24 protein-coding genes and 1 pseudogene are annotated in these 23002 nt (G+C 63.4%); 14 read left to right on the top strand and 11 right to left on the bottom strand.

The features are described from left to right. Window positions 1-11: 11 nt before the first annotated feature. The 3 genes from ACYG9Y_RS28030 to ACYG9Y_RS28020 form a co-directional block, all read right to left on the bottom strand. Entirely contained in the window at window positions 12-2216 is a 2205-nt protein-coding gene (locus tag ACYG9Y_RS28030) for an ABC transporter permease (RefSeq protein WP_023749354.1), read from the bottom strand. A 91-nt stretch (window positions 2217-2307) separates the two neighbouring features. Next, window positions 2308-3360 (bottom strand): ABC transporter substrate-binding protein, encoded by a 1053-nt coding sequence (locus tag ACYG9Y_RS28025; RefSeq protein WP_031253465.1) that lies wholly within the window; start codon window positions 3358-3360, stop codon window positions 2308-2310. A 34-nt stretch (window positions 3361-3394) separates the two neighbouring features. Next, window positions 3395-4228, bottom strand: a complete 834-nt coding sequence (locus tag ACYG9Y_RS28020) for an inositol monophosphatase family protein (RefSeq protein WP_050587730.1) — start codon at window positions 4226-4228, stop codon at window positions 3395-3397. Window positions 4229-4446: 218 nt separating this feature from the next. On the opposite strand from ACYG9Y_RS28020, the gene ACYG9Y_RS28015 reads away from it, so the two are divergent. The 3 genes from ACYG9Y_RS28015 to ACYG9Y_RS28005 all read left to right on the top strand — a co-directional run bounded on the left by ACYG9Y_RS28015 (window position 4447) and on the right by ACYG9Y_RS28005 (window position 8117). Further along, a complete protein-coding gene (locus ACYG9Y_RS28015; protein ID WP_031208759.1) occupies window positions 4447-5466 on the top strand; it encodes a LacI family DNA-binding transcriptional regulator in 1020 nt (339 codons plus the stop codon). A 37-nt stretch (window positions 5467-5503) separates the two neighbouring features. Beyond that, on the top strand, window positions 5504-5689 hold the full coding sequence (locus ACYG9Y_RS28010; protein WP_023684018.1) for a hypothetical protein: 186 nt from the start codon (window positions 5504-5506) through the stop codon (window positions 5687-5689). A gap of 85 nt (window positions 5690-5774) precedes the next feature. Next, window positions 5775-8117, top strand: a complete 2343-nt coding sequence (locus ACYG9Y_RS28005; RefSeq protein WP_023737363.1) for a response regulator — start codon at window positions 5775-5777, stop codon at window positions 8115-8117. Here the strand turns inward: ACYG9Y_RS28005 and ACYG9Y_RS28000 are convergent, their stop codons facing one another. From ACYG9Y_RS28000 to ACYG9Y_RS27975, 6 genes and pseudogenes are all read right to left on the bottom strand, one after another. Continuing rightward, window positions 8118-8870 carry a Stf0 family sulfotransferase gene (locus ACYG9Y_RS28000; RefSeq protein WP_023737362.1) on the bottom strand — a complete coding sequence of 251 codons (753 nt, stop codon included), beginning with the start codon at window positions 8868-8870 and terminating at the stop codon, window positions 8118-8120. A gap of 80 nt (window positions 8871-8950) precedes the next feature. Then, window positions 8951-10081: a sterol desaturase family protein gene (locus ACYG9Y_RS27995; RefSeq protein ID WP_031253464.1), complete on the bottom strand. Its 1131-nt coding sequence runs from the start codon at window positions 10079-10081 to the stop codon at window positions 8951-8953. A gap of 174 nt (window positions 10082-10255) precedes the next feature. Beyond that, window positions 10256-10804, bottom strand: a pseudogene (locus ACYG9Y_RS27990) (chloramphenicol phosphotransferase CPT family protein). Between the two features lie 14 nt (window positions 10805-10818). After that, window positions 10819-11676 carry a lytic transglycosylase domain-containing protein gene (locus tag ACYG9Y_RS27985; RefSeq protein ID WP_023737361.1) on the bottom strand — a complete coding sequence of 286 codons (858 nt, stop codon included), beginning with the start codon at window positions 11674-11676 and terminating at the stop codon, window positions 10819-10821. Window positions 11677-11679: 3 nt separating this feature from the next. Next, window positions 11680-12933 carry a flavodoxin-dependent (E)-4-hydroxy-3-methylbut-2-enyl-diphosphate synthase gene (gene ispG, locus ACYG9Y_RS27980; RefSeq protein ID WP_023684023.1) on the bottom strand — a complete coding sequence of 418 codons (1254 nt, stop codon included), beginning with the start codon at window positions 12931-12933 and terminating at the stop codon, window positions 11680-11682. A gap of 287 nt (window positions 12934-13220) precedes the next feature. Next, window positions 13221-13400 (bottom strand): YdcH family protein, encoded by a 180-nt coding sequence (locus tag ACYG9Y_RS27975; protein WP_023684024.1) that lies wholly within the window; start codon window positions 13398-13400, stop codon window positions 13221-13223. A 239-nt stretch (window positions 13401-13639) separates the two neighbouring features. Between ACYG9Y_RS27975 and ACYG9Y_RS27970 the strand changes: the two genes are divergently transcribed. Next, window positions 13640-13843, top strand: a complete 204-nt coding sequence (locus tag ACYG9Y_RS27970) for a YdcH family protein (protein ID WP_023673103.1) — start codon at window positions 13640-13642, stop codon at window positions 13841-13843. Between the two features lie 24 nt (window positions 13844-13867). On the opposite strand, the gene ACYG9Y_RS27965 is transcribed toward ACYG9Y_RS27970, so the two are convergent. Further along, entirely contained in the window at window positions 13868-14683 is an 816-nt protein-coding gene (locus tag ACYG9Y_RS27965; RefSeq protein ID WP_023684025.1) for an IclR family transcriptional regulator, read from the bottom strand. Between the two features lie 156 nt (window positions 14684-14839). Between ACYG9Y_RS27965 and ACYG9Y_RS27960 the strand changes: the two genes are divergently transcribed. From ACYG9Y_RS27960 to ACYG9Y_RS27925, 8 genes are all read left to right on the top strand, one after another. Continuing rightward, window positions 14840-15670, top strand: a complete 831-nt coding sequence (locus ACYG9Y_RS27960; RefSeq protein WP_023673105.1) for a transporter substrate-binding domain-containing protein — start codon at window positions 14840-14842, stop codon at window positions 15668-15670. A gap of 69 nt (window positions 15671-15739) precedes the next feature. Beyond that, window positions 15740-16405, top strand: coding sequence for an amino acid ABC transporter permease (locus ACYG9Y_RS27955; protein WP_023693641.1), 666 nt, complete (start codon window positions 15740-15742; stop codon window positions 16403-16405). Window position 16406: 1 nt separating this feature from the next. Beyond that, window positions 16407-17057, top strand: coding sequence for an amino acid ABC transporter permease (locus ACYG9Y_RS27950; RefSeq protein ID WP_023737360.1), 651 nt, complete (start codon window positions 16407-16409; stop codon window positions 17055-17057). Between the two features lie 4 nt (window positions 17058-17061). Further along, window positions 17062-17856 (top strand): amino acid ABC transporter ATP-binding protein, encoded by a 795-nt coding sequence (locus ACYG9Y_RS27945; protein WP_023673108.1) that lies wholly within the window; start codon window positions 17062-17064, stop codon window positions 17854-17856. Between the two features lie 117 nt (window positions 17857-17973). Continuing rightward, window positions 17974-18435 (top strand): RidA family protein, encoded by a 462-nt coding sequence (locus ACYG9Y_RS27940; protein WP_023673109.1) that lies wholly within the window; start codon window positions 17974-17976, stop codon window positions 18433-18435. Between the two features lie 20 nt (window positions 18436-18455). Then, window positions 18456-19661, top strand: coding sequence for an aminotransferase class V-fold PLP-dependent enzyme (locus tag ACYG9Y_RS27935; protein WP_031200643.1), 1206 nt, complete (start codon window positions 18456-18458; stop codon window positions 19659-19661). 74 nt (window positions 19662-19735) lie between these two features. Beyond that, window positions 19736-20233, top strand: coding sequence for a 5-(carboxyamino)imidazole ribonucleotide mutase (purE, locus tag ACYG9Y_RS27930; protein WP_023706267.1), 498 nt, complete (start codon window positions 19736-19738; stop codon window positions 20231-20233). Beyond that, window positions 20230-21306, top strand: a complete 1077-nt coding sequence (locus tag ACYG9Y_RS27925) for a 5-(carboxyamino)imidazole ribonucleotide synthase (RefSeq protein ID WP_023733032.1) — start codon at window positions 20230-20232, stop codon at window positions 21304-21306. Before purE ends, ACYG9Y_RS27925 begins: the two co-directional genes overlap by 4 nt. Before the next feature lie 38 nt (window positions 21307-21344). On the opposite strand, the gene ACYG9Y_RS27920 is transcribed toward ACYG9Y_RS27925, so the two are convergent. Beyond that, on the bottom strand, window positions 21345-21773 hold the full coding sequence (locus ACYG9Y_RS27920) for a lysozyme inhibitor LprI family protein (protein WP_023706265.1): 429 nt from the start codon (window positions 21771-21773) through the stop codon (window positions 21345-21347). Between the two features lie 242 nt (window positions 21774-22015). Here ACYG9Y_RS27920 and ykgO point away from each other — a divergent pair, with 242 nt between their 5' ends. Beyond that, window positions 22016-22141 (top strand): type B 50S ribosomal protein L36, encoded by a 126-nt coding sequence (ykgO, locus tag ACYG9Y_RS27915; RefSeq protein ID WP_006327841.1) that lies wholly within the window; start codon window positions 22016-22018, stop codon window positions 22139-22141. 113 nt (window positions 22142-22254) lie between these two features. Further along, window positions 22255-22836, top strand: coding sequence for a tetratricopeptide repeat protein (locus tag ACYG9Y_RS27910; protein ID WP_023706264.1), 582 nt, complete (start codon window positions 22255-22257; stop codon window positions 22834-22836). Window positions 22837-23002 lie beyond the last annotated feature (166 nt).

Raw genomic sequence — 23002 nt, 5'->3', positions numbered from 1 at the left:
GCTTCTCCCCATCAGATTGCTGCCACAACGGCTTCCGGACCAGGCCGGCGCCGGCCGAGCCGGCGTTCGCCGACCAGCAGCTGGATGCCGATCAGGATGACCATCATGACGACGATCATCACCGCCGAATAGACAATCGCGATGCCGTATTCGCCGACATCTGCGCGCCCGACAATGTAGACCGTGGCGAGATTGAACCGGCCGCTCGCCAGGAAGATGACGGCGCTGACCGCCGTCACCGCGCGCACGAAACTGTAGATCATCGCGGTCACGATCGCCGGCTTCAGGATCGGCAGGATCACCCGCCGCAAGGTGGCGAAGGATCGCGCCCCAAGCGTCAGCGATGCCTCGTCCAGGCTCTTGTCGATCTGTCCGAGATTGGCGAGCCCGGCACGGATCGCCACCGGCATGTTGCGGAAGATGAAGGAGATCACGATGATCAGCCCGGTGCCGGTCAACTGCACCGGCGGCACGTTGAAGGCAAGGATATAGCTGACGCCGATCACCGTGCCGGGAATCGCAAAGCTCATCATCGCCAGGAATTCGAACATCGTGCGCCCGGCGAAACGCTGCCGGTCGAGCAGATAGGCCGTCAGGATGCCGAGCGCCGCGGTGAACGGCATCGCCACCAGGGCCAGGCCGATGGTCATCAGCAGCGACGGCCAGGCCGAGCCGCTGAAAAACCAGCCATTGACGCCTTTCTCGATCGAAAAGGCGGTGAGGAAATATTCGAGCGTCGGCGTGTTGTCGCGCCCGATCGATTGCACGAAACCGCCGCCCAGGATGATGCCGTAGACCACGATGGTCAGAACCAGCCACGGAACGACGGCGGCGTAGCAGCCGATCCGTAAGGCCTTGGGCAGCGTCGCCGGTACGCCGCCATCGCCCTTGCCTGCGACGGTGACGTAGCTGCGGCTGCCGATCCAGCGGCGCTGGATGACGAAGGCTGCCAGCGTGAACATCAACAGCACGATCGCCAGCACCGCCGCGCGGCCCTGGTCGTGCGCCGCACCGACCACTGCAAAGAAGATGTCGGTCGACAGCACGTTGAAGTTTCCGCCCAGCACCAGCGGATTGGCGAAATCGGCCATGCTCTCGATAAACGAAATCAGGAAGGCGCTGGCCAGCCCCGGCCGGATCAACGGCCAGGTGACGGTGCGAAATGTGCGCCAGCGGCTGGCGCGCAGGGTTTGTGATGCTTCCTCCATGCTTGGGCTGACCCCTTGCAGCACGCCGACCAGAACCAGGAAGGCGATCGGCGTGAAGGCCAGCACCTGCGCGATGGTGATGCCGGCCATGCCGTAGATCCAGCGGCTGCGCGGAATGCCGAGATGCACCGACATGAGGTTGGTGACGATGCCGGCGCGGCCGAACAGCAGGATCAGCGCCAGGCCGATGACGAAGGGCGGCGTGATGATCGGCAGGATGGACAGGCCGCGCAGCAGCCATTTGGCCGGCAGCTTGGTGCGAAGCGCAATCAGCGCCAGAGCCAGCCCAAGCGCCGTGCAGAAAAAGCCGACGAGGACTGCGATCGCCACCGTGTTCCACGCGACGCCGCAGGAGCCCTCGCCATAGAGGCAGCGCAGGCTCCATATATTGGCGCTGAAGATCTTATCCAAGAACAGCGCCGGCACGACATTGCCGTCATTGTCCTTGATGGCCGAGGTGAGGATCGACAGCAGCGGATAGGCGACGAACAGGATCAGCGAAGCAATCACGATTGAGAGCGAGCCGACGACGAAACGGTCGCCCTTGCACCATCCCCGCGCGGCGAGCGCCTCGGCGATGAACATCAGCATCGCCACGGCATAGAGCGCCGCGCCCCAGCCAAGCCCCGGCTGCATCGGTCCCGGCGTGCCGGCGATCCGGGTAAGCAAGCCAAATCCCCAGCCCGAATGGATGATGGAAAAGCCTTCGATGGCCAGCCACAGCAGGCCCGCCGCGCCTGCAACCGCAAGGCTCTTGGGGTTGTTGCGCCCCACCAGCCAGCTCGCCAGCAGAAGCGGCAGGACAAGCGGCAACAGCCAGGGCCGGCCACCGAGCGCCAGGATGATGGCCGGCGTCGCATCCGCCGGCTGTGCCAGCCAGTCGAACGACAGGAAGCCGCCTTCGACCTTGTACCAAGGCAAGAGCACGAAGCTCGCCCACGCGGCCATTACCCAGGCGAGCGCGCTGCGTCCAGGAGCGGAACTGACCATGGAACCGGCCGCGGCCATTCAATGTCTTTCTGTTGCCAAAGGATGGTGCGCCGGCTGCCGCGAAGGGCAGCCGGCGATCAGATGCTAGAGTGAGCGCAAAAGAACGCGCTCAGCCGCCATTGCGGACCTCGTCGGTGAACTTCTTCAACAGCCGCTTGCGTTCGGCGGACGAGCCATATTTGGCGAAGTCGTAGTCGATCAGCTTGATCTTCGAGAGGTCCGGCGCCTCGGGCGGCACCGGCGTGGCGCTGTTCGACGGGATCTGGAAGCTGCCGTTCGGCGCCGCGAGCTTCTGCGCGTCCGGGCTCAGCGCCCAGTCGTAGAATTTCTGCGCCTCTTCGGCATGCTTGGCGCCCGTCACGATGCTCATCGAACCGATCTCGAAGCCGGTGCCTTCGCAAGGCGACACCACCTTCACGGCAGGGTTCTGTTTCGCGGCATTGATCACGTCGTGCTGGAAGGAGATGCCGATCAGCGTCTCGCCCTTGCCGACGGCGAGCGCCGGCGCGGCCCCTGCCTTGGTGTATTCGGCGATGTTCTTGTTGAGCTGCTTGAGATAGTCGAATGCCTTGTCCTCGCCCATCAGCTGGACGATGGTGGCAAGCATGGTCCAGGCCGTGCCCGATGAATTCGGGTCGGCCATCTCGATCTCGCCCTGGAATTCCGGCTTGACCAGATCGGCCCAGCACGCCGGCGCGGTCAGCCCGCGCTGCTTCAGATCTTCCTCATTGTAGCCGTAACCGAGCGCACCGAGATAAATGCCGACCGTGCGGTTCTTCGACCTGTCGGCCTGCTTCAGCGCCCAGTCGCGCAAGTTTGCCAGTTGCGGCGACTTGTATTCCTGGGTGAGGCCCTCTTCCGCCGCCTGCAGATGCGGGTCGCCGGTGCCGCCCCACCAGATATCGGCTTGCGGATTGTCCTTCTCGGCCCGGAGGCGGGCGTAGATTTCGCCGGCGCTCATGCGGGTCATGTCGACGCTGACGCCCGTCTCCTTCTGGTAGGTGGTCGCCATCGCCCGGCACCAGGCCTCGTCGACGGCGCAATACATTGTGAGGCTGCGGTCGGCCGCCTGGGCGGCACTCGCCAATCCGAACATGGCCAGCGCCGCGCCAAGGCCAAGCCAGGCGGCGCGCAAGCCTTGCTTACTGTCAAATGTCTTCATCGATATTCCTCCCTGTCTTCTCACTGGAAACGATCTACCCGTCGTCGAGCGGCACTCCGATCACCTGGGACAATGTCGCCGCAACGCCGGGTGCTGCCGCTAGCACGGGATTGCCCTTCGCCATGCCGTCGCCGTCGAGGAACCGGTTCACACGGCCGCCGGCCTCCTCCACCAGCAGCAATCCGGCCAGGCAGTCCCACGAATTGATGTGCAGCTCGGCATAGGCATCCGAGCGGCCGTCGGCCACATAGGCCAGCCCAAGCGCTCCGGAGCCGGAGCGCCGCACATTGGCGCCGAGTGCCCAGACAAGGCTCACCTTGTCCAGATAGTCGCGATTGGGAATCCTGGGCGACCAGCCGAACTCGACAAAGGCGCGGTCGAACGCTTGCGTCGGCGACACATGGATCGGCGCGCCATTGCGCGTCGCGCCCTGCCCGCGACGGGCAAAGTACGTTTCGCCGATGGCCGGATTGGCAATGCCGCCGATCTCGCTGCGGCCGTTCTCGACGAAAGCTATCGAAATGCAGAAATGCGGAATACCGCGCATGAAATTGGCGGTGCCGTCGATGGGGTCGACGACCCACATGCGGGCAGAGCCCATGCCACCGCCTTCCTCGCCCAAAAACCCGTCCTGCGGAAAAGCCTCTGCCAGCGTCGCGCGGATGTGCTCCTCGACCTTGCCGTCGGTTTCAGTGAGAAAATCCTGCGGGCCTTTCATCGCCACCGGCTGGACGGCGCCCTGCCGGGCATAGCCTTCCATCGCCAGTTGCCCGGCCGTGACAAGCAGTTTCCGGCAGACCTCGGCACGCCTGTCCATCTCGGCCTTGGACAGCCGGTCCGCCTTCGGATGCGCCGCCGCCCTGCTCATGCAGCCGGTCCGGACAATCGCGCCCTCAAAGCCGTCTTCGGCGAAATGGACAGGGTATTCCTCCGATGCCACTCTTGAGCCGGCTTGTATTGCACGGCTGTGCAAAGCTGTTGCATTCGGCCATGCCTGTCAAGTGCGGTGGGTGGCAATGGCAGGAGAGTTGCATTACATTGCACTGGCGTGCAAAGAATCACGAAAACAGCAGCGAGAGCGTTCGCTTGACGGTTCCGAGAATCCGCACCGGTTTTTCCAGCGCCCAGCAGGTTGCCGACCTCGCCGGGGTTTCACGCTCGGCCGTGTCACGTACCTTCACGCCCGGCGCTTCCGTTTCCGGGGAAACCCGCGAGCGCGTGATGCTGGCGGCCGAGCAACTCGGCTATCACGTCAACCATCTGGCTCGCGGCCTGATGCGGGCTTCGACCGGCATCGTCTGCCTCATCGTTGCCGATGGCGACACGCCCTATCATGCCCGCCTGCAGAAGGCGCTGACCCAACATCTGCGGGACGCCGGCAAAATGGCCATGGTGTTCAACACCTCCGGCCCCAGCCACCATGTCGACCAGGCGCTGCGCAACACGCTGAACTATCGCGCCGATGCGAGCATCGTTCTGTCCGGCTCGCCGCCGCAGTTGCTGATCCGCACCTGTCTTGAGAACGGCCAGCGGCTGGTGCTGATCAATCGCGATGACCGCTTCGACGGCCCGCACAATATCGGTGTCGACAACGCTGCAGCCGCAGAGGCAGCGCTGCATGCCTTCATCCGCGCCGGCTGTACCCGCCCCGCTCTGGTGACCTCGGCCGCCGGCACGCCCAGCCTGCTCTCCCGCGAAACCGCCTTCCTTACCGCCGCGCAGAAGGAAGGGCTGGAGGTGACCGTGTGGCGCGAGGGCCGCACCGGCTATGCCACCGGAGCCGATGGCGCCAGGCGGCTCTTTTCCGGCCGGCAGCGGCCGGATGCGGCGTTCTGCGTGACCGACCTGATTGCGTGCGGCTTTCTCGATGCGGCCCGCCACGAGTTCGGCATCAGCGTACCCCGCGATCTCTGCGTCATCGGCTTTGACGACATCGAACAGGCCGACTGGGCCTCTTACCGGCTGACGACGTTCTCGCCGCCGATCGAGGAGATCGCCAGGCGCGCCGTGCGGCTCGCGACCGGCGCGCGGGAGGAGGCTGGCAGCCGCCTGATCTGCCATGCGCCCATGGTCTGGCGCAGCACGGTGAGGCCGGGCCAGGGCTGATGCGAAACATGTGTCGGTCAAGACGGGAAACGTACTGATGTCCAAGAAAAAGGCCAGGAAGACCCGCCAGGCGGCAAGACCGGTGGAGATAGCTGTAGGCCCCGAAATCCGGAGCATGATGCGCAAGTTCGGCCTGACCGAGGAAGAAGCACTGCGCATGATGCGCGAATGCGATGCCACCCTCTATGGCGCCAACTCCGGGCACGTGCAGCCAGGATCTTGACGGCCCGCCAGGCGCGAACGGAATTTTAATGTAAATCAAGCGTAATCCCGACCGTTAAAATGATGCGTATGTGTTGGGGTTGCGCATGCCGGAATATTCTTTCTTCATCCGCTCGATCCGGATCCGCTACATCTCGGGATTGCTCATCTTTGCGCTGGCTTCCACCGCGGTGATGTTTGCGCTCAATCGCGTCAATTCCTTCCGCCACGACATCGACGCGCTGAGCAGCAATCTCGTCGTCTTCACCCGCGACCTGCGCAACGCCTCCAGCTTTGCCGAAACCGCCAGCACGACCTGGCGCACCGAAACCCGTGACGGCCTTGCCGCCGCCGCGCGCGGCCATTCGCAACGCCTGACCAGCGAGATCGAAACACTGTCCGCGGAGTTGGCCGCGATCAAGCCGAGCCTATCGGCCAAAACGCTGGACGAACTCTCGTCGGCCGCCGTCAACGGCGACCTGTTCTGGTCGTCGCGCGACATCGTGCGCAACTTCAACCTGATGTCGGCGGCGCAACAGACCGACGAATGGAGTTCGCGCGAAATCCTCAACCAGAACGACCTGTTCGTCCAGCCGATGCTGGTGCGTGTGCGTACCGCCATGGATGGCGAACGCCATCTGGCCGACGCCTCCAGCGACAGGCTGCTGTTGTGGGCAAGCGGCCTTCTGTTCGCGGTTCTTGCCATCGTTGCCCTCTGGATCTTCCGGCCGATGGAAAAGGCGATCCGCCGCGCCTTCACCGAATCCGCCGCATCCTTGTTCAAGGCCGAAGCGGCCGACCGCGCCAAATCGGAATTCCTGGCCAATATGAGCCATGAGATCCGCACGCCGATGAATGGCGTGCTGGGCATGGCCGAACTGCTCGCCAAGACCGAGCTTAACGCGCGCCAGAAGACCTTCACCGAAGTCATCGTCAAGTCCGGCAATGCGCTGCTCACCATCATTAACGACATCCTCGATTTCTCCAAGATCAATGCCGGTCAGCTGACGCTCGATCCTGCACCCTTCCGGCTTGCCGAAGCGGTCGAGGACGTGGCCACACTGGTGTCGGCGCGCGTCGCCGAAAAGAACCTCGAGCTGATCGTGCGTGTCGACCCGCGCCTGCCTGCCCATGTCGTCGGTGATGCCGGACGGTTTCGTCAGATCGTCACCAATCTGCTCGGCAATGCGGTGAAGTTCACCGAGAAGGGCCATGTGCTGATCGATGTCGGCGGCGAGATGGTCGACGGCATCGTCCAGCTCAAGGTCCGCGTCGAGGACACAGGCATCGGCATTCCTGCCGAGAAGCTCGAGAACGTGTTCGAGAAATTCGCGCAGGTCGACGGCTCGTCGACGCGCCGCCATGAAGGCACCGGCCTCGGCCTTGCCATCGCCGCCCGCCTCATCGACCTGATGGGCGGCAAGATCGGCGTCGAAAGCGAGATCGGCCGCGGCTCGGTGTTCTGGTTCGCCGTGCCGCTGCCGGCGCATCAGCAGGACACGCGCAACGAGACCGTGCCGGTCGATGTCACCGGCGCCCGCGTGCTGGTCATCGACGACAACCCGGTCAACCGCGAGATCTTGCTGGAGCAGCTCAGAAGCTGGAGCTTCGACTGCGCGGCCGCCGAAAGCGGCGCCGTCGGCCTCGCCTTTCTAGACCGGGCCAGCCAACTCGGTGCTGCGGTCGACTGCATCATTCTCGACTACCAGATGCCCGGCATGAACGGCGCCGATGTCGCCAAGGCGATTTCCGCCGACAGCCGTCTCTCCGCCATCCCGGTGGTGCTGCTGACCTCCGTCGATCAGGTCGATTTCGGCAAGATGGTCATCGATTTCGGCATCGCCGCGCATCTCACCAAGCCGGCGCGCTCGGCCATCCTGCTCGGCACCGTCATCTCGGCCATCCAGAAAGCGCGGGCCCAGATCGGCAAGGCCCAGTTTGTTCGCGAGCCGGTTGTCACGCAGGCGGCACCCGTGACGCCACCCGCCTTCACCGTCATTCGCGGCCCGGCAATTCCGGCGGCCACAGTGCCTGAATCGATCGCCACGCCAAACGGCCCGATCGATATTCTGATCGCCGAGGACAATGACGTGAACCAGCTGGTGTTCGGCCAAATCCTCAATGGGCTTGGCCTCAGCTACCGCATCGCCAGCAATGGCCGCACGGCCGTCGAGATGTACCGGGCGCTGCGGCCGAAGCTGATCCTCATGGACGTCTCCATGCCGGAGATGAACGGCTACGAGGCGACCCGCGCCATCCGGGCGGCGGAGGCAGCGAGTGGCAATCACACACCAATCATCGGCGTCACCGCGCACGCACTGAAGGGCGACCGCGACAAATGTATCGAGTCCGGAATGGACGACTATCTGCCCAAGCCGGTGTCGCCCGACCGCCTCGGCAGCAAGATCGGCACATGGCTCAGCGAAACGGTCGCGGTAAAGAGGGCTTGATCAAATCGCCGCGTCCAGACGATAGCGGCGCATCCAGTCCAGACTAATCTCGTCCGAGAGCTTGGCGACGCCCGGCTTTACTTCGGCGGCATTCGGCGCCGGAACGCCCAGGGCCTTGCAGATGGATGCCAATGCCGCTGCCGGATCGCCTGACAGGCGCTCATAGCCGATGCGCAGCGGGACGATCCCCTGCTCCGCGAACCAGACGTTCCAGCCCGCGTCATAGGCTTCGAGTTCGGCAAGCTCGCGCTGTATCCGCTTGAAATCGTAGCGGGGTTCCTGCGGCGGTGCGACTCGTTCGATCTCGGTTCCGTCGGGCGCGATGTGCCAAAGCCCGGTCTGCTCGGCCTTGATCAGCGACACCGCCTCCGCCAGCTTGTTTTCGCGCGAAAGATGGATGTAGAGGACCCGCCCGAAGGCTTTTCCAAAGCGTGCTTTGTCCGATGGCAGGCCTGGGTAGATCCGGTCGAGGATGGCCGAGAGTTCACCCAGGTTCTCCCGCATCAGGCGCAAGCCGAAGACGGCTGTTCCGCCCTTTCCCGCGCTGATTGCCGCCTTGAGGTAGGCGACATCGAAGTCATGCGCGCTCATCGTATCGGGATGCGGCAATTTCCACTCTTCTGCCCATTCCGCCTTGTCCTGCCGCCGGTAGAACGAGTGCGGATCGCCGGCTGTTTTCGTCGAGGCCAGAAGGCCGCACAGCAAGGTGCTTCCGGTTCTCGGCGTGCCGCAGATTATGTAGCCGTCACGCATCTCGGGGCTCTGTCGCTTGTCATGGATTGGGCTAACCTCGCCAGGCGCGGTGACACGCGCGCTTCGCGAAGGACTCCAGTCTAGCCGCGCCGGAAGGGGTAGAGGAATTGCTGCCAGTATCCGTTCGGAACGGGATGTCCTTGAATGCCGTAGCCGTTCGGCCAGCGCCCTTCGGGCATATGATGGGTACCGAACAGCCGGTCGAGCAGCGGGAAATGGATGGCGAAGTTTACGTCGATCGCTTCTTTCTCGAGGCCGTGATGCCAGTGGTGGTAACGCGGCGACACCAGCACCTTTTCGACTGGACCGAAACTGGTTCCGATGTTGGAATGGATGAAAGACGAATAGACGTAGACGATCAAAATATACGTCTGGATAGCCGATTCATCGAACCCCAGCACGAACATCGGGGTTGCCGTCAGGCTGCGCAGCATGATGATTTCCAGGAAATGCATGCGCGCACCGGCAATCCAGTCCATCGACTTGGCGGAATGGTGCACGGCATGGAACTTCCACAGCCAGGGAGTGCGATGAAAGGCCCGATGCACCCAATACTGGGCAAAGTCGGTCAGGAACATTACCGCCAGCAGTTGCACCAGCCACGGCAAGTCGTGGACCCAGGCGCGCACCGAACCAAGGGCGCCCTGCGCATTGACGAAGTTGGACGGCGCCAAGGTCAGGTAGGTCAAAATCTGCACCAGCAGCGATGAGACCAGATAGTAGAACAGGTCCTCGCGCCATTCGTCGCGGAACACGGTCTGATCCTTGTTGCGCGCGAAAAGACGTTCGAGCGGAACGAACAGCACACCCATGAACAGGGCGTTCAGGATGAAGAAATCAAGCCCGAAGAACACCCCTTCGATGTGCAGTTGATGGCGCACCGGAAGCATGCCGACCAGCGACGCCAGCAGCACAGTGAACATCGCTGCCGCGCCGAGCGTCTTTTGCCTGCGCAGCGTCATGCTGAGGATCGCCAGGATATAGCCGGAGATGAGGACGAAATAGAGCACCGGCTTGAAGAACAGCATCTGGTGGATGGGGGCCAGATCCGGCATCGATGTAAGCGACGGGTAGCGCAGCACGATGACCATCAGCAGGGCGGTGACCCCGGCAAGCAAGCCAATCGAGCCGGACAGCCAGCCAGAACCGAACGGCCGTTTGGCGCGCGGCGTTTCAAGTTCACTTACAACGCGTCTAAGGAAATTTGTCACCGCCCCTATGCCCCGCCTTTTTGACGATCGCAAAAAGCTCTCGTCGGAGATATCGACCTCTTTTGCTACAGCAGGGCTCATTAATATTTAATCGCCACGACCCTGCACATGACGGGTGACTATCGCTTTTGGGCGATTGGAAGAGCTATGATTGCAACAAAAGAACACCGGCCGCTATAGTCGGAATCTTTCCTGGATGCGACGGGCGCATTCAAGCGGCGTCAGCCGGCTGGTGTCGACTTCGAGGTCGTAGTCTATGCCGTTGTGGACGCGTCCACATTGCCAGCGCGCCAGGCCGGGCAGCCTGTTGGCGCGCGGCCTCGCGCGCTTCCAGCACCTCCAGCGGCGCCATGACGCCGACCAGATGCAGGTCAAAGCTCGACAGCAACTCGACATACTCCGCTATCTCGTCATTGAAGATCACGTCGTCGACAATGAGATTGTTGCCTTGCCGGCCATGGCGGCGATGGCATGGCGCATGCCGCGCATGGTTCGCGCGCCGATCGGCCCGCTCCTGATCACCACCGACGGCTTGCCGTCCTCCAGCACCGTCTCAAAGGAAAACCCGTCGGCATGATCCTGCAGCGCCGGCGGCAGCATGTCGATGAAAGCATCCATCTGGACATGCAGGAACGGTTCAGCGGTGATTGTTTGCAGCGCCCTGGCGATCGAGCTTTTGCCGGCGCTGCCGACGCCATTAAGCAGGACGATTTTGGCCGTCATGTCGCCCCCTCGGCCTATCGGTTGCGCACGACGATACAGGCGCCGCCGACGCTTTGCAGTTTCTGGCAGATGACGTTGGCGGCGGCACGGTCGTCGACGCCGATCCTGACGGCGTAGATGCCGCGTCGGCCGATCGGCGTGCGCACCCGGCTGACCACCGGGTCACGACCGGAAAGCAGCGCCGGAAACCGGCTCCTGACCCTCAGCCACTGATTGATCGCAGCTCCCCTGCGGAAATTGCCGGCCACCTGGACGCCCCATGGCTTCACATTGATCGACGCCATCGCCACGGTTCTCGACATGATCACCGGCAGCTTGCGGCAGGCGACGGCAAAGCTGGTTTTCGCGTCGAGCGGCTCGACCGTCCCGGTGTAAGCGCTGTCGGAAAACTTGTCGACGGGTTCGCCCATGACGTCGAAGACATAGCTCTCTGTCTCCATCGGCAGGAAGCCGCCCGAACCCAGCCAGCGCGACACCCGGTTCTCGCCGGCATTGTAGGCGGCCGCCGCCAGGCCGAGATTGCCGTAGGCGAGCTTCATCTCGCCGAGATATTTCGCCGAAGCCGGGATCGCCTGCTCGATGTCGAAAGGATCGGCCAGCCCGCGCATCTTGGCGGTGCCCGGCATGAACTGGGCGATGCCTTCGGCACCCACCGGGCTAACCGCATTGGGATCGAAGCGGCTTTCTTTCCAGATCAGCCGGGCGAAGTAATCCTTCGGCAGGCCGTTCCGCTCGGCATGCGTCTCGATCAGGTCGCAGACACGCCCGATCAATCGTTTCGCCGCCGAGCGCGATTGCGGTGGATCGGCAAGTGCCTGTCCGACACCCAGCCCGCAGAGCAGGATCACACCGGCTTTGAGCAGCCCCCGCATGGCTCATTCGGCCGCGGCTTTGCCGTGCTGTCCAAACCGCTGCTCGATATAATCGGCAACCATTTTTTCGAAATCGGCGGCGATCGACGGACCGCGCAGCGTCGCCGACTTCTTGCCGTCAACGAAAACGGGCGCGGTCGGCGTCTCGCCGGTGCCGGGCAGCGAGATGCCGATATCGGCGTGCTTGGATTCGCCGGGGCCGTTGACGATGCAGCCCATCACCGCGACCTTGAGGTTCTCGACGCCGGGATATTTCTCCCGCCAGACCGGCATGTTCTTGCGCAAATCGGCCTGGATGTTCTGGGCGAGTTCCTGGAACACGGTGGATGTCGTGCGGCCGCAGCCGGGGCAAGCGGCGACGATCGGCACGAACTGACGGAAGCCCATGGTCTGCAGCAGTTCCTGCGAGACCTGCACCTCGCGAGTGCGATCGCCATTCGGCTCCGGCGTCAGCGAGATGCGGATGGTGTCGCCAATGCCTTGCTGCAAGAGGATGCCCATGGCCGCTGACGAGGCGACGATGCCCTTGGAGCCCATGCCGGCTTCGGTGAGGCCGAGATGCAGCGCATGGTTGGAACGCGTGGCAAGCTCGGTGTAGACGGCGATCAAATCCTGCACGCCGCTGACCTTGGCCGACAGGATGATCTTTTCGCGGGCGAGGCCTATCTCTTCAGCCATTTCGGCCGACAGGATCGCCGACTGCACGATCGCCTCGCGGGTTACTTCCTGCGCCGTCAGCGGGAAGCCTTGGCGCTGGTTCTCGTCCATCAGCCGGGTGAGCAACTCCTGATCGAGCGACCCCCAATTGACGCCGATGCGCACCGGCTTGTCATGCCTGATCGCCATTTCGACGATCGCCGCGAACTGGCGGTCCCTCTTGTCCTTGAAGCCGACATTGCCGGGATTGATGCGGTATTTGGCCAGCGCCTCGGCGCAGTCCGGATGGTCGGCCAGCAGCTTGTGGCCGATATAGTGGAAGTCGCCGACCAGCGGCACGTTGATGCCGAGCCGCTCGAGCCGTTCGCGGATGCGCGGCACGGCGGCAGCGCTCTCGTCACGATCGACGGTGATGCGCACGATCTCGGAGCCGGCGCGATGCAAAGCCGCAACCTGCGCGACGGTCTGGTCGATATCGGCCGTGTCGGTGTTGGTCATCGACTGCACGACGACCGGCGCGCCGCCGCCGACGACCACGCCGCCGACATCGACGCCGACCGATGTCCGGCGCGCAAAGGGGGAGGAAAAATACCCGGTCATGCCGGCAGCCTCTTGATCACCCGAGCGACATACGTCCACGTCGACGCACGCTCAAACAGCTATCAGCGCATAGCGCTGAGGTTCGGGCATGAGGTGGAGGAGCAAAGATGGCTTGTCAATGGCGACAGACAAGCAGAGCCGCCAAATCGCAGTAGCGCGGCGATCCCACAGACGGGTTTCGCCGGCCAACAGTATCGGAACCAGTAGCAAAAACAGGCCTCCGGCGGCATGTCGCCACCGGAGCGATAGTCACGCGCCAAGGCGGCGCGTCTAATCCTGGAAGGGCGTCAGTGTCTCGTCGGTTTCGCCTTCAGTTTTTCAATCTCGTCCTTGAGTGCCAGCTTGCGTCGCTTCAGATTCACGATTTCGAGGTCGTCGACCGATGGATGGTTCATCGCATCGTCGATCTCGCGTTCGATATCACCGTGTTTCCGCTGCAACTCATCAAGATGGGATGCAAGAGACATGATTGGTTCTCCCTTTCATGGTTTCCTCGATTGCAGCCGTCAAAGGCACGTCCACCGCAGGTCGCATCTGTGACGGCACCATGACAGTCTGCCACCATCCGGCTGCGATGTCGAATGCTGCGTGGTAGCATTCCACGACAATGTGATATGTGATATTGGCTGCGCGCCGGCGGCAATTGATGCCGCCCCCGCCCAATCATGCCCATTGCCGGGCGCCGCAGACATGCAGACGGTAGAGAATGTCCGACCAGGAAAAGGCCGATGTCCGCCTCGAATTTTCCCGCCTGAAGCAGGAGCATGCCGATTTCGACGCGGCCATCAATGCGATGATCGCCATGGGCTGCGACCCCTTGCAGATCCAGCGCATGAAAAAGAAGAAGCTTTTCCTCAAGGACCGGCTGATGGCGCTGGAAGACAAGATCATTCCGGACATCATCGCTTAGCCGACGGCCTCGGGGCCTAACTGCTCACCCCGCTATCGACAGCCGCGCCGCGCGATGGCGCAGCAACGTCAGCAATTCGTCGGTCTTCTCCGCTGAAGTGTCGATCGGCACCACCAGGCACATCGTCGCCTCGACCTTGCCGGCGGCCGCGAAGACAGGGGCGGCCAGGCATTTGGTGTAGGCGTCGACCAGCCCCGAAGTGATGCAATAGCCGGTCGTTCTGGCCGTCGCGATATCGGCGATGAAGTCGTCGAACTGCAGCCTGCGGCCGTCGGGCAGCAAAAGGTCGTCTTCCGAGACCATGTCCTGGATGGCGGCCCTTTCCAATCCGGCCAGAAGCAGCCGCCCCGATGCCGTCCATGGCAGCGGGATCTGCAGGCCGGTGGCCGAGCTGATGCGGAACGGCCTGGTGCCGGGGCTGGAATGGACGATGGTATAGCGCCCGCTTTGCAGCATGCACAATTCGGAGGTCTCGCCGGTCTCGCGCGACAGATTGTCGACCTCCTGCCGGCCCCGCCTAAGCAGGTCGTTGCCCCTGACATAGTCCATCCCATAGAGGTAGAGCTTCTTGCCGAAATAGACCCGGTTGCCGTCGCCCTCCATCTCCAGGAGACCCGCATCGACCAGCGAACGCACCAGCGTATAGGTGGTGGAGCGCGGCGCATTCACCCCCTTGGCGAGATCGCCAATGCCGATGGCGCGCTGCGTAACATGCAGGAAGTCCAGGATCTCCAGCACCCGGTTGAGGCCCTTCTCGCGCGAGCCGGAGGTCTTGTCGGGCGTCGGGCTCTCGGCTGGACCAAGCTCCGCCCGATCCGTGAGTCCATTGCTGTCTTGCATAACTGATTCCTGATGTTAGTATCTGTCTTGTACAGGATACATGTGTCTATTGTAAGAGACAATTCAGGTCGGCGACACGTGTGTCTGTAAGGGGAACTCAAACAACAGGAGGTCGCAGTGAACGACGCATCCAAGCGAGATTTTCTGAAACTGGGCATGGCCGGGCTTGCAACGGCGGGCGTGATGACCGCTGTCAGCGCCGAAAAGGCGGCGGCACAAGCCGCATCCGACAGCGTTCTGCGCACCGCGCTTGACCGCGGCAAGCTGATCGTCGGCACCGGCAGCACCAACGCGCCATGGCATTTCGAAAACGATGCCGGCGAGCTGGTCGGCATGGACATCACCATGGGCCGCATCCTGGCCAAGGGTCTGTTCGACGATCCGAGCAAGGTCGAGTTCGTCATGCAGGATCCGGCGCAGCGCATCCCCAATGTCACCACCAACAAGGTCGACATTACCATCCAGTTCATGACCATGACCGCGCAGCGCTCGCAGCTGATCCACTTCTCCAGGCCATACTATGTCGAGGGCGTCGCCCTGCTGACGCTGCCGACGGCGGAAAACAAGACCTTCGACAAGCTGCTCGCCGGTGGTTCGGCGACGCGCATCTCGATCCTGCAGAATGTCGATGCCGAAAGCTCGGTCCATTACGCCCTGCCGGAGGCGCAGGTGCTGCAGATCGACACCCAGGCCAATGTGCTGCAGGCACTGGAATCGAAACGCGCCGATGCCGCCGCTGTCGATCTTTCAACCGTGCGCTGGCTGGCCTCGCGCAACCCCGACAAATATTTCGATGCCGGCAAGAGCTGGTACTCGATGCTCTACGGCGCGGCGGTCAGGCAGGGCGACCTGGACTGGCTGACCTTCGTCAACCAGACCTTCACCATCGCCATGTTCGGCCATGAGACCGCACTCTACGACGCCGCCTTCAAGGACTATTTCGGCCAAGAGCCGCCGGCCCGCCATCCCGGTTTCCCGGTTGTCTGACAAGTGCTGGCGGAAGGGTTAGCCCTTCCGCCTTCTAGTTCGCATCCCCTTGGTTATTGCGGGAGACGCATGGGCTATACGCTCAACTTCAACCTGATCTGGCGCCATTTCGACAAGCTGTGGGGCGGCCTTCTGCTCAGCCTCGAGCTTGCCGTGATTTCGATTGCCATCGGCGTCGTCATCGGCCTGGTGCTGGCGGTCTGGTATGTCTCGGCCGGACGCGTGGTGCGCGCCATCATTGCGGCTTACGTCGAATTCATCCGCAACGTGCCGCTGATCCTGCTCGTCTATCTTGTCTTCTACGGCCTGCCGACGGTGATCGACGTCGCCTACGACGCGCCGACCTCGTTCGTGCTGACGCTGTCGGTCTATAGCGGCGCCTATCTGGTCGAGGTGTTCCGCTCCGGCCTGGAAGCCGTGCCGCGCGGCCAGCTCGATGCCGGCAAAGCCATCGGCCTGACGCCCTGGCAGCGGCTGGTTCATGTGCGCCTGCCGACCATGCTGCGCATCACGCTGCCGGCGCTGTCCAACACCTTCATCTCGCTGTTCAAGGACACGTCCATCGCATCGGTCATCTCGGTGCCCGAGCTCACCTTCGGCGCCCAGTGGATCAACTTCAACACCTTCCGCATTGTCGAGGTCTATCTGGTGACGACGGCGATGTACCTGGTGACCGGTTACACCCTGCTCTTCGGGCTGCGGCTGGTCGAACGCCGGTTCAGGGCTGCGCGCTGACATGCTGAGCCAGATCCTCTACGCCGTACCGTTCCTCGCCCAGGGCTTCGCCATCACTTTGTGGGTGTCGCTGCTGGTCGTGGTGCTGTCGCTGATTGCCGGCGTCGCGCTCGGCGTCGGCCTGGTCTACGGCCCGGCGCCGCTGCGCTGGGCCGTGCGCATCTTCTCCGACACCATCCGCGGCATCCCGATCCTGGTGCTGATGTTCTTCGTTTATTACGGCCTGCCGGCCATCGGCCTGCATCTGCAATCCTTCTCGGCGGCGGTGCTGGCGCTGACCTTGTTCAAGACGGCGCAGGTCATTGAGTATCTCCGGGGCGCCGTCGGCTCTATTCCCAAGGGCCAGTCAGAAGCGGCGATGGCCATTGGGCTGACTTTTCGCCAGCGGCTCACCTACGTCATCTTTCCGCAGGCCTTCCGGCGCTTCCTGCCGCCCTGGATCAACGGCGTCACCGATGCGGTCAAGGGCAGCGCCCTGGTCTCGCTGCTCGGCATCACCGACCTGATGCAGGCGATCAACCAGGTCATCGGCCGCACCTATGAGGCGATGCCGCTCTACATCCTCGGCGCCTTGATCTATTTCACCGTCAACTATGCGCTTTCCTACGCCAGCCGGCGGCTGGAACGGCGCTTTGCCTTCATCCGGGACTAGCACGATGGCCACAAGCTCGAACGACAATGCTGCCCTTCTCGACATTGCCGGGGTCTCGAAAGCCTTTGGTTCGGTCGAGGTGCTTCGCTCGGTCAGCCTCAAGGTGGACAGGGGCGAGGTGGTCACCGTCATCGGCCCTTCCGGCAGCGGCAAGACCACCCTGCTGCGCTGCGTCAACTTTCTCGAAAGCTACGACTCAGGCTCGATCCGAATCGACGGCAAGGAGGTCGGTTTTCGTGAGGCCGGCGCGCGCCAGCGGCGCAGCGAGCGCGACCTTGCCAATATGCGCGCCGAAACCGGCATGGTGTTCCAGAGCTTCAACCTGTTTCCGCACCTCACCGCCGCCGGCAACATCATGCTCGGCCTCACCAAGGTGCGCGGCAAGAGCAAGGCCGAGGCGCGCCAGATCGCCGAGCATTGGCTGAGCCGCGTCGGCCTGGCCCACAAGGCCGACAGCCTGCCGGCGGAACTCTCCGGGGGCCAGCAGCAGCGCGTCGGCATAGCGCGGGCAGTCGCCATGGAGCCGAAGATCCTGCTGCTCGACGAGATCACCTCCGCGCTCGATCCCGAATTGGTCGGCGAGGTGCTGGCCGTTGTGCGCAGCCTGGCCGAAGACGGCATGACCATGGTGATGGTCACGCACGAGATGGCCTTCGCCCGCGACGCTTCGAGCCGCATTGTCTTCATGGCCGATGGCGGTGTCAGCGCTGTTGGCCCGCCGAAGGAGATCCTTGCCGAAGAGACCACCAATGAGCGCCTCCGCTCTTTCCTGGCGCGCTTCCGCGCCTCCCATTTCTGACATGGGCGGCCCAAAGCAATTCCAGGAGAAGTGTAAGCGGTTTTCCCGGGAAAAGCGCGAAGCGCTTTCCCCTGGGAATTGCGTAAAACAACAGGCCGGCCCAAGGAGAATTCTTCCATGACGCCTTACATCCGGCTCGCCGAACTCGGCCTGACGCTGCCCGAGCCGCCGACGCCGATCGCCAATTTCGTCACCCATGCGGAAAGCGGCCGGCTGATCTTTCTTTCGGGTCAAGGGCCGTTGCGCGCCGACGGCACGCTGTGCACCGGCAAGGTCGGCGAGGACGTCACCGTCGAGCAGGCCTATGAGCATGCCCGCCTCACCGGCCTCAACCTGCTCGCCGTCATGCACGCCGCCGCCGGCGATCTCGGCCGCATCGTGCGCGTCGTCAAATTGCTCGGCTTCGTCAATGCGACGCCGACCTTCAGCGACCACCCGAAAGTGGTCAATGGCTGCTCGGACCTGTTCGCCAGCGTCTTCGACAAGATCGGCGGCCATGCCCGCTCGGCGATCGGGGTCGGCTCGCTGCCTGGAAACATCACCGTCGAAATCGAAGCGGTCGTCGAGATCGCCGCCTGACCGTCAAGGGATTGCTGAACATGAAAACCTATTCCGACACCGGCTCCAACACCACGATCCGTGAACGGCTGGGACTGCGGCCGATCATCAACGTCTCCGGCACGATGACGACGCTCGGCGCCTCGATCATCGTTCCCGAGGCGATCAGCGCCATGGCCGAGATCGCCTCGCAATGGGTGGAGATGGACGATCTGCAGCGCGCCGCAAGCGTGATCACCGCCCGCCTCACCGGCGGCGAGGCCGGCTTCATCACCGCCTGCTGCGCCTCAGGCATCACAATGGCGATCGCCGGGGCAATGACCGGCACCAATTTGCTGGCGATCGAACGGCTGCCCGACGACACCGAAGGCCTGAAGTCCGAAGTCGTCATCCAGCTTGGCCATATCGTCAATTACGGCGCACCGATCGACCAGTCGATCCGCGTTGCCGGCGCCAAGGTCATTCCGGCCGGCACGGTCAGCGTCACGCAGGATTATCATGTGCGCGAGGCTATCAACGAGCGCACCGTGGCGGCGCTCTACGTCGTGGCGCACCACACCGTGCAATACGGCATGCTTTCCCTCGAGGAATTCTGCGATATCTGCCACGCCAGGGGCGTGCCGGTGATCGTCGACGCGGCTTCCGAATATGACCTGCGCAGCTTCCTGGCGCGCGGCGCCGACATCGTCGTCTACAGCGGCCACAAATTCCTTTCGGGGCCGACCAGCGGCATCGTCGCCGGCCGCAAGGATCTCGTCCGCGCCGCCTATCTGCAAAACCGTGGCGTCGCCCGCGCCATGAAGGTCGGCAAGGAAAGCATCGCCGGCACGATGGCGGCGCTCGAAGCCTGGGAAAAGCGCGACCATGCCGGCATCCGCCGACGCGAGGAAGCGGCGCTCAATCTATGGAGGGATTCGCTGCAGGGAATACCCGGCATCGTCGCAAACATCATTCCCGACCCGACCGCCAATCCACTTGACCGGCTGCAGATCTTCGTCTCGTCCGAAAGTCGCTTCAATGCCGCCGGCCTCGCCTCGGCATTGGCGGCAGGATCGCCGCCCATCATCGTGCGCAACCACGAGGTCGAGCGTGGCCATTTCTTCCTCGACCCGTGCAACCTGCACCCAGGCGAGGCCGAGATCGTCGCCGAACGCCTCCGCGCCGTGCTCACCGCGGCCGACAGGCCGGCGGATGCGATGAGACAGCCGCGAAAGGATTCATCCGGCGCCCTGCGCTGGCCGGACTAGGCTGCGGCGGCCGCCATCCTTGCGGGCCAGCCCGAATTCCGCTAAGGCGCGCCTTTACCGCCGGGAGCATGCGCTTGACCGACCACCGCGCCGACGTCGCCATCATCATGGGCAGCCAGTCCGACTGGGCGACGATGCGCCACGCCGCCGAAACGCTGGAGGCGCTGGGCATTCCGCACAAGCGGCTGATCGTCTCCGCCCACCGCACCCCGGACCGCCTCTATGATTTCGCCAAAGGCGCCAAGGCGGCCGGCTACAAGGTGATCATCGCCGGCGCCGGCGGCGCCGCCCACCTGCCCGGCATGACGGCGGCGATGACGCCGCTGCCGGTGTTCGGCGTGCCGGTCGAATCGAAGGCGCTGTCAGGCCAGGATTCGCTGCTCTCCATCGTCCAGATGCCGGCCGGCATTCCGGTCGGCACGCTTGCCATCGGTAAGGCGGGTGCGGCCAACGCCGCCCTTCTGGCGGCCGCCGTGCTGGCGCTACACGACGAAGAACTTGCCGCCCGCCTGGATGCCTGGCGCACCGCCCAAACCGCCAGGGTCGCCACCGAACCGACGGACGCGCCGTGAGCCTGCCCGCGGGATCGAGCATCGGCATCATCGGCGGCGGCCAGCTCGGCCGCATGCTGGCTGTTGCCGCAGCGCGCCTCGGCTACCGCACAATTATCCTCGAACCGCAGGCCGATTGCCCGGCGGCTCAGGTCGCCAACCGCCAGATCACCGCCGCCTATGACGATGCGGACGCCCTTGCCGAACTGGCGGCAGTCAGCGCCGTCGTCACCTACGAATTCGAGAATGTGCCGGTAGCGGCTGCCGGCGCGCTCGCCGCCAAGGTCCCGGTCTATCCGCCGCCCAGGGCGTTGGAAGTCGCCCAGGACCGGGTGGCGGAGAAGCTATTCCTTAACAGCATCGGCATCAGGACAGCGGATTTCCGCTCCGTCGACAATGACGACGAACTGACGGCGGCGCTGAGAGAGTTCGGTGGCAGCGGCATCTTGAAAACCCGCCGCATGGGCTATGACGGCAAGGGCCAGCGCGTCTTCCGCAACATGGAGACGGGCGGCTTTGCCGGCACATGCGAGACCATGGGCAATGTGCCGCTGATCCTCGAATCCTTCGTCGCTTTCGAGCGCGAAATCTCGGTCATCGCCGCGCGCGGGTTGGACGGCGCGGTCGCCGCCTACGATCCGGCTGAGAACGTCCACCGCGACGGCATCCTGCATACCTCGACCCTGCCGGCCCAGATCAGGCTGGAGACGGCGGCGACGGCACAGGGGTCGGCAGCGAAAATCCTGTCGGCCCTCGACTATGTCGGCGTCATCGGCGTCGAGTTCTTCGTTCTTGCCGATGGCACGCTGCTGGCCAACGAAATGGCGCCGCGCGTGCACAATTCCGGCCACTGGACGGAAGCCGCCTGCATCGTTTCGCAATTCGAGCAGCATATCCGCGCCATTGCCGGCCTGCCGCTGGGCAACCCTGGCCGGCATTCAAACTGCGTCATGGAAAACCTGATCGGCGACGATGTGCTGCGCGTACCCGCTTTGCTCGCCGAGCCCGATCTGATGCTGCATCTCTACGGCAAGGCGGAAGCGCGCCCAGGCCGCAAGATGGGCCATTTCACGCGCATCAGCCGCCGTAGCTAAGCCATTCCGGCACTTTGCGCGAGGGCGTGGCTCGAGCCCTATTGCAGCTCGTCGTTCAGATCTCCGTCCTCGTCGGGGCTGGCGCAACTCGCATCGCCTTCCCTACAATTGGCGCCCGCGGTGAGCTGTTTGATGCGCTGGTCCGTCAGTTCGGTCAGGCATTGTGAAACCTCCATCGGATGGATGGAGCCGCCCTCGCTGTCTGTCGTCGTATAGCCGCATTCGGCGTCGCGGAAGGCGATCCAGGCGCGTTGCGCGACCTGCAGCAGCTTCCTGCCCTTGTCGTCGTTGCGACCGACGAGATCCTTGTAGGCCTGGTTGAGCTTGGCATCGGCCGCCCGATAGTCCTCGCCGGCGCAGATGTTCATCATCTGCTGGCTGTCGTCGTTGCGGTCGCATTCCTGCGCCTGCGCGATGGAGGCGGCTGCCAGAACGGCAAGGCTCGCGGACACAAACAACAGGCGCATAGAGGTCTCCAAATCGGCTTGCGGGTGCCGCACCATTCCAGCCCGCCTTCGGCCGCGCAATGGCGTGGAGCCGAGATGGCGGATATTTGATGGCCAAAGCCATTCTCGGCCTCTATCCAGCACGCTTGCGGTTGACACGGGCAAGGCTCCTCGTTTATGAGCCACCGCAAGTTCAAAGGCGCGCTTTTCAGGCGCGCCTTAATAATTCGGCCCGGACAGGGCCCAGACCGACGGGCAAGACCATGAAGATCAAGAATTCGCTCAAGGCGCTGAAGGCGCGTCACCGCGACAACCAGCTGGTTCGCCGCAAGGGCCGCGTCTACATCATCAACAAGACCGCTCCACGCTACAAGGCGCGCCAGGGCTGAGTGTTCGGCCGGAGGCTCGTTGCCTCCGTCCATACGATGGTAATTGCCTGGTTCCAGGCACTTTCACGCTAATTTCAGTTTGACGATCCGCCGTCCGGGGTTAGATTCCGGCGATGCGGATTCTTTTTGCATTTTTGGCCACCCTCTTTCTTTTCGGCGTCACTCCGGCGTCGGCGGACGATCCGCCGGCAAAGCCGCCGGTTGCCCTGACCAGGGAAGCCAGGCTCGACCAACTGTTTGCCGAGCTGAAGCGCGAGCGCAACGAAAAGGCGGCCGAGCGCATCGCCGGGCGCATCTGGGGCGAATGGTTCCAGTCCGGCAGCGCCTCGATCGACCTGATGATGCAATGGTCGCAAAAGGCGATTGACGACCAGAAGTTCGACGTCGCCCTCGACTTCCTCGACCAGGTCGTCATCCTGCAGCCAAAATATGCCGAAGGCTGGAACCGGCGCGCCACCGTCCATTACATGATGAAGAATTTCGGGAAATCGATGTCCGACATCGACCAGACGCTGCAGCTTGAACCACGCCATTTCGGCGCGCTTTCCGGCCTGGCCCAGATCATGGCCGCCACCGGCCACAAGCAATCGGCGCTCGAAGCCTGGCAGAAGGTGCTTACCATCTATCCGATGATGCGCAGCGCCCAGGACCAGGTCGCGGCAATTTCGGAAGAGCTTGCCGGCGAAGGAATTTGATTAGGCAGTAGGAATTAGGGATTAGTGAGTAGTCAGTAGAGAAGATTGGTCGAGACGCCACCTCCCTACTCCCTACTCCCTACTCCCTACTCCCTACTCCCTACTCCCTACTCCCTACTCCCTACTCCCTACTCCCTACTCCCTACTCCCTAGAACTTATCCCCCT

Source organism: Mesorhizobium sp. W050 (genome assembly GCF_054719535.1).
The sequence above is the reverse complement of the archived record's forward strand: the minus strand, read 5'-3'. Positions and strand labels throughout refer to the sequence as shown.

Coding starts and splice junctions, on each gene's coding strand:
- ACYG9Y_RS28030 (WP_023749354.1), bottom strand. CDS start 2,216: ATGGCCGCGGCCGGTTCCATGGTCAGTTCCGCTCCTGGACGCAGCGCG.
- ACYG9Y_RS28025 (WP_031253465.1), bottom strand. CDS start 3,360: ATGAAGACATTTGACAGTAAGCAAGGCTTGCGCGCCGCCTGGCTTGGC.
- ACYG9Y_RS28020 (WP_050587730.1), bottom strand. CDS start 4,228: ATGAGCAGGGCGGCGGCGCATCCGAAGGCGGACCGGCTGTCCAAGGCC.
- ACYG9Y_RS28010 (WP_023684018.1), top strand. CDS start 5,504: ATGTCCAAGAAAAAGGCCAGGAAGACCCGCCAGGCGGCAAGACCGGTG.
- ACYG9Y_RS28005 (WP_023737363.1), top strand. CDS start 5,775: ATGCCGGAATATTCTTTCTTCATCCGCTCGATCCGGATCCGCTACATC.
- ACYG9Y_RS28000 (WP_023737362.1), bottom strand. CDS start 8,870: ATGCGTGACGGCTACATAATCTGCGGCACGCCGAGAACCGGAAGCACC.
- ACYG9Y_RS27985 (WP_023737361.1), bottom strand. CDS start 11,676: ATGCGGGGGCTGCTCAAAGCCGGTGTGATCCTGCTCTGCGGGCTGGGT.
- ispG (WP_023684023.1), bottom strand. CDS start 12,933: ATGACCGGGTATTTTTCCTCCCCCTTTGCGCGCCGGACATCGGTCGGC.
- ACYG9Y_RS27975 (WP_023684024.1), bottom strand. CDS start 13,400: ATGTCTCTTGCATCCCATCTTGATGAGTTGCAGCGGAAACACGGTGAT.
- ACYG9Y_RS27970 (WP_023673103.1), top strand. CDS start 13,640: ATGTCCGACCAGGAAAAGGCCGATGTCCGCCTCGAATTTTCCCGCCTG.
- ACYG9Y_RS27965 (WP_023684025.1), bottom strand. CDS start 14,683: ATGCAAGACAGCAATGGACTCACGGATCGGGCGGAGCTTGGTCCAGCC.
- ACYG9Y_RS27960 (WP_023673105.1), top strand. CDS start 14,840: ATGGCCGGGCTTGCAACGGCGGGCGTGATGACCGCTGTCAGCGCCGAA.
- ACYG9Y_RS27955 (WP_023693641.1), top strand. CDS start 15,740: ATGGGCTATACGCTCAACTTCAACCTGATCTGGCGCCATTTCGACAAG.
- ACYG9Y_RS27950 (WP_023737360.1), top strand. CDS start 16,407: ATGCTGAGCCAGATCCTCTACGCCGTACCGTTCCTCGCCCAGGGCTTC.
- ACYG9Y_RS27945 (WP_023673108.1), top strand. CDS start 17,062: ATGGCCACAAGCTCGAACGACAATGCTGCCCTTCTCGACATTGCCGGG.
- ACYG9Y_RS27940 (WP_023673109.1), top strand. CDS start 17,974: ATGACGCCTTACATCCGGCTCGCCGAACTCGGCCTGACGCTGCCCGAG.
- ACYG9Y_RS27935 (WP_031200643.1), top strand. CDS start 18,456: ATGAAAACCTATTCCGACACCGGCTCCAACACCACGATCCGTGAACGG.
- ACYG9Y_RS27920 (WP_023706265.1), bottom strand. CDS start 21,773: ATGCGCCTGTTGTTTGTGTCCGCGAGCCTTGCCGTTCTGGCAGCCGCC.
- ykgO (WP_006327841.1), top strand. CDS start 22,016: ATGAAGATCAAGAATTCGCTCAAGGCGCTGAAGGCGCGTCACCGCGAC.
- ACYG9Y_RS27910 (WP_023706264.1), top strand. CDS start 22,255: ATGCGGATTCTTTTTGCATTTTTGGCCACCCTCTTTCTTTTCGGCGTC.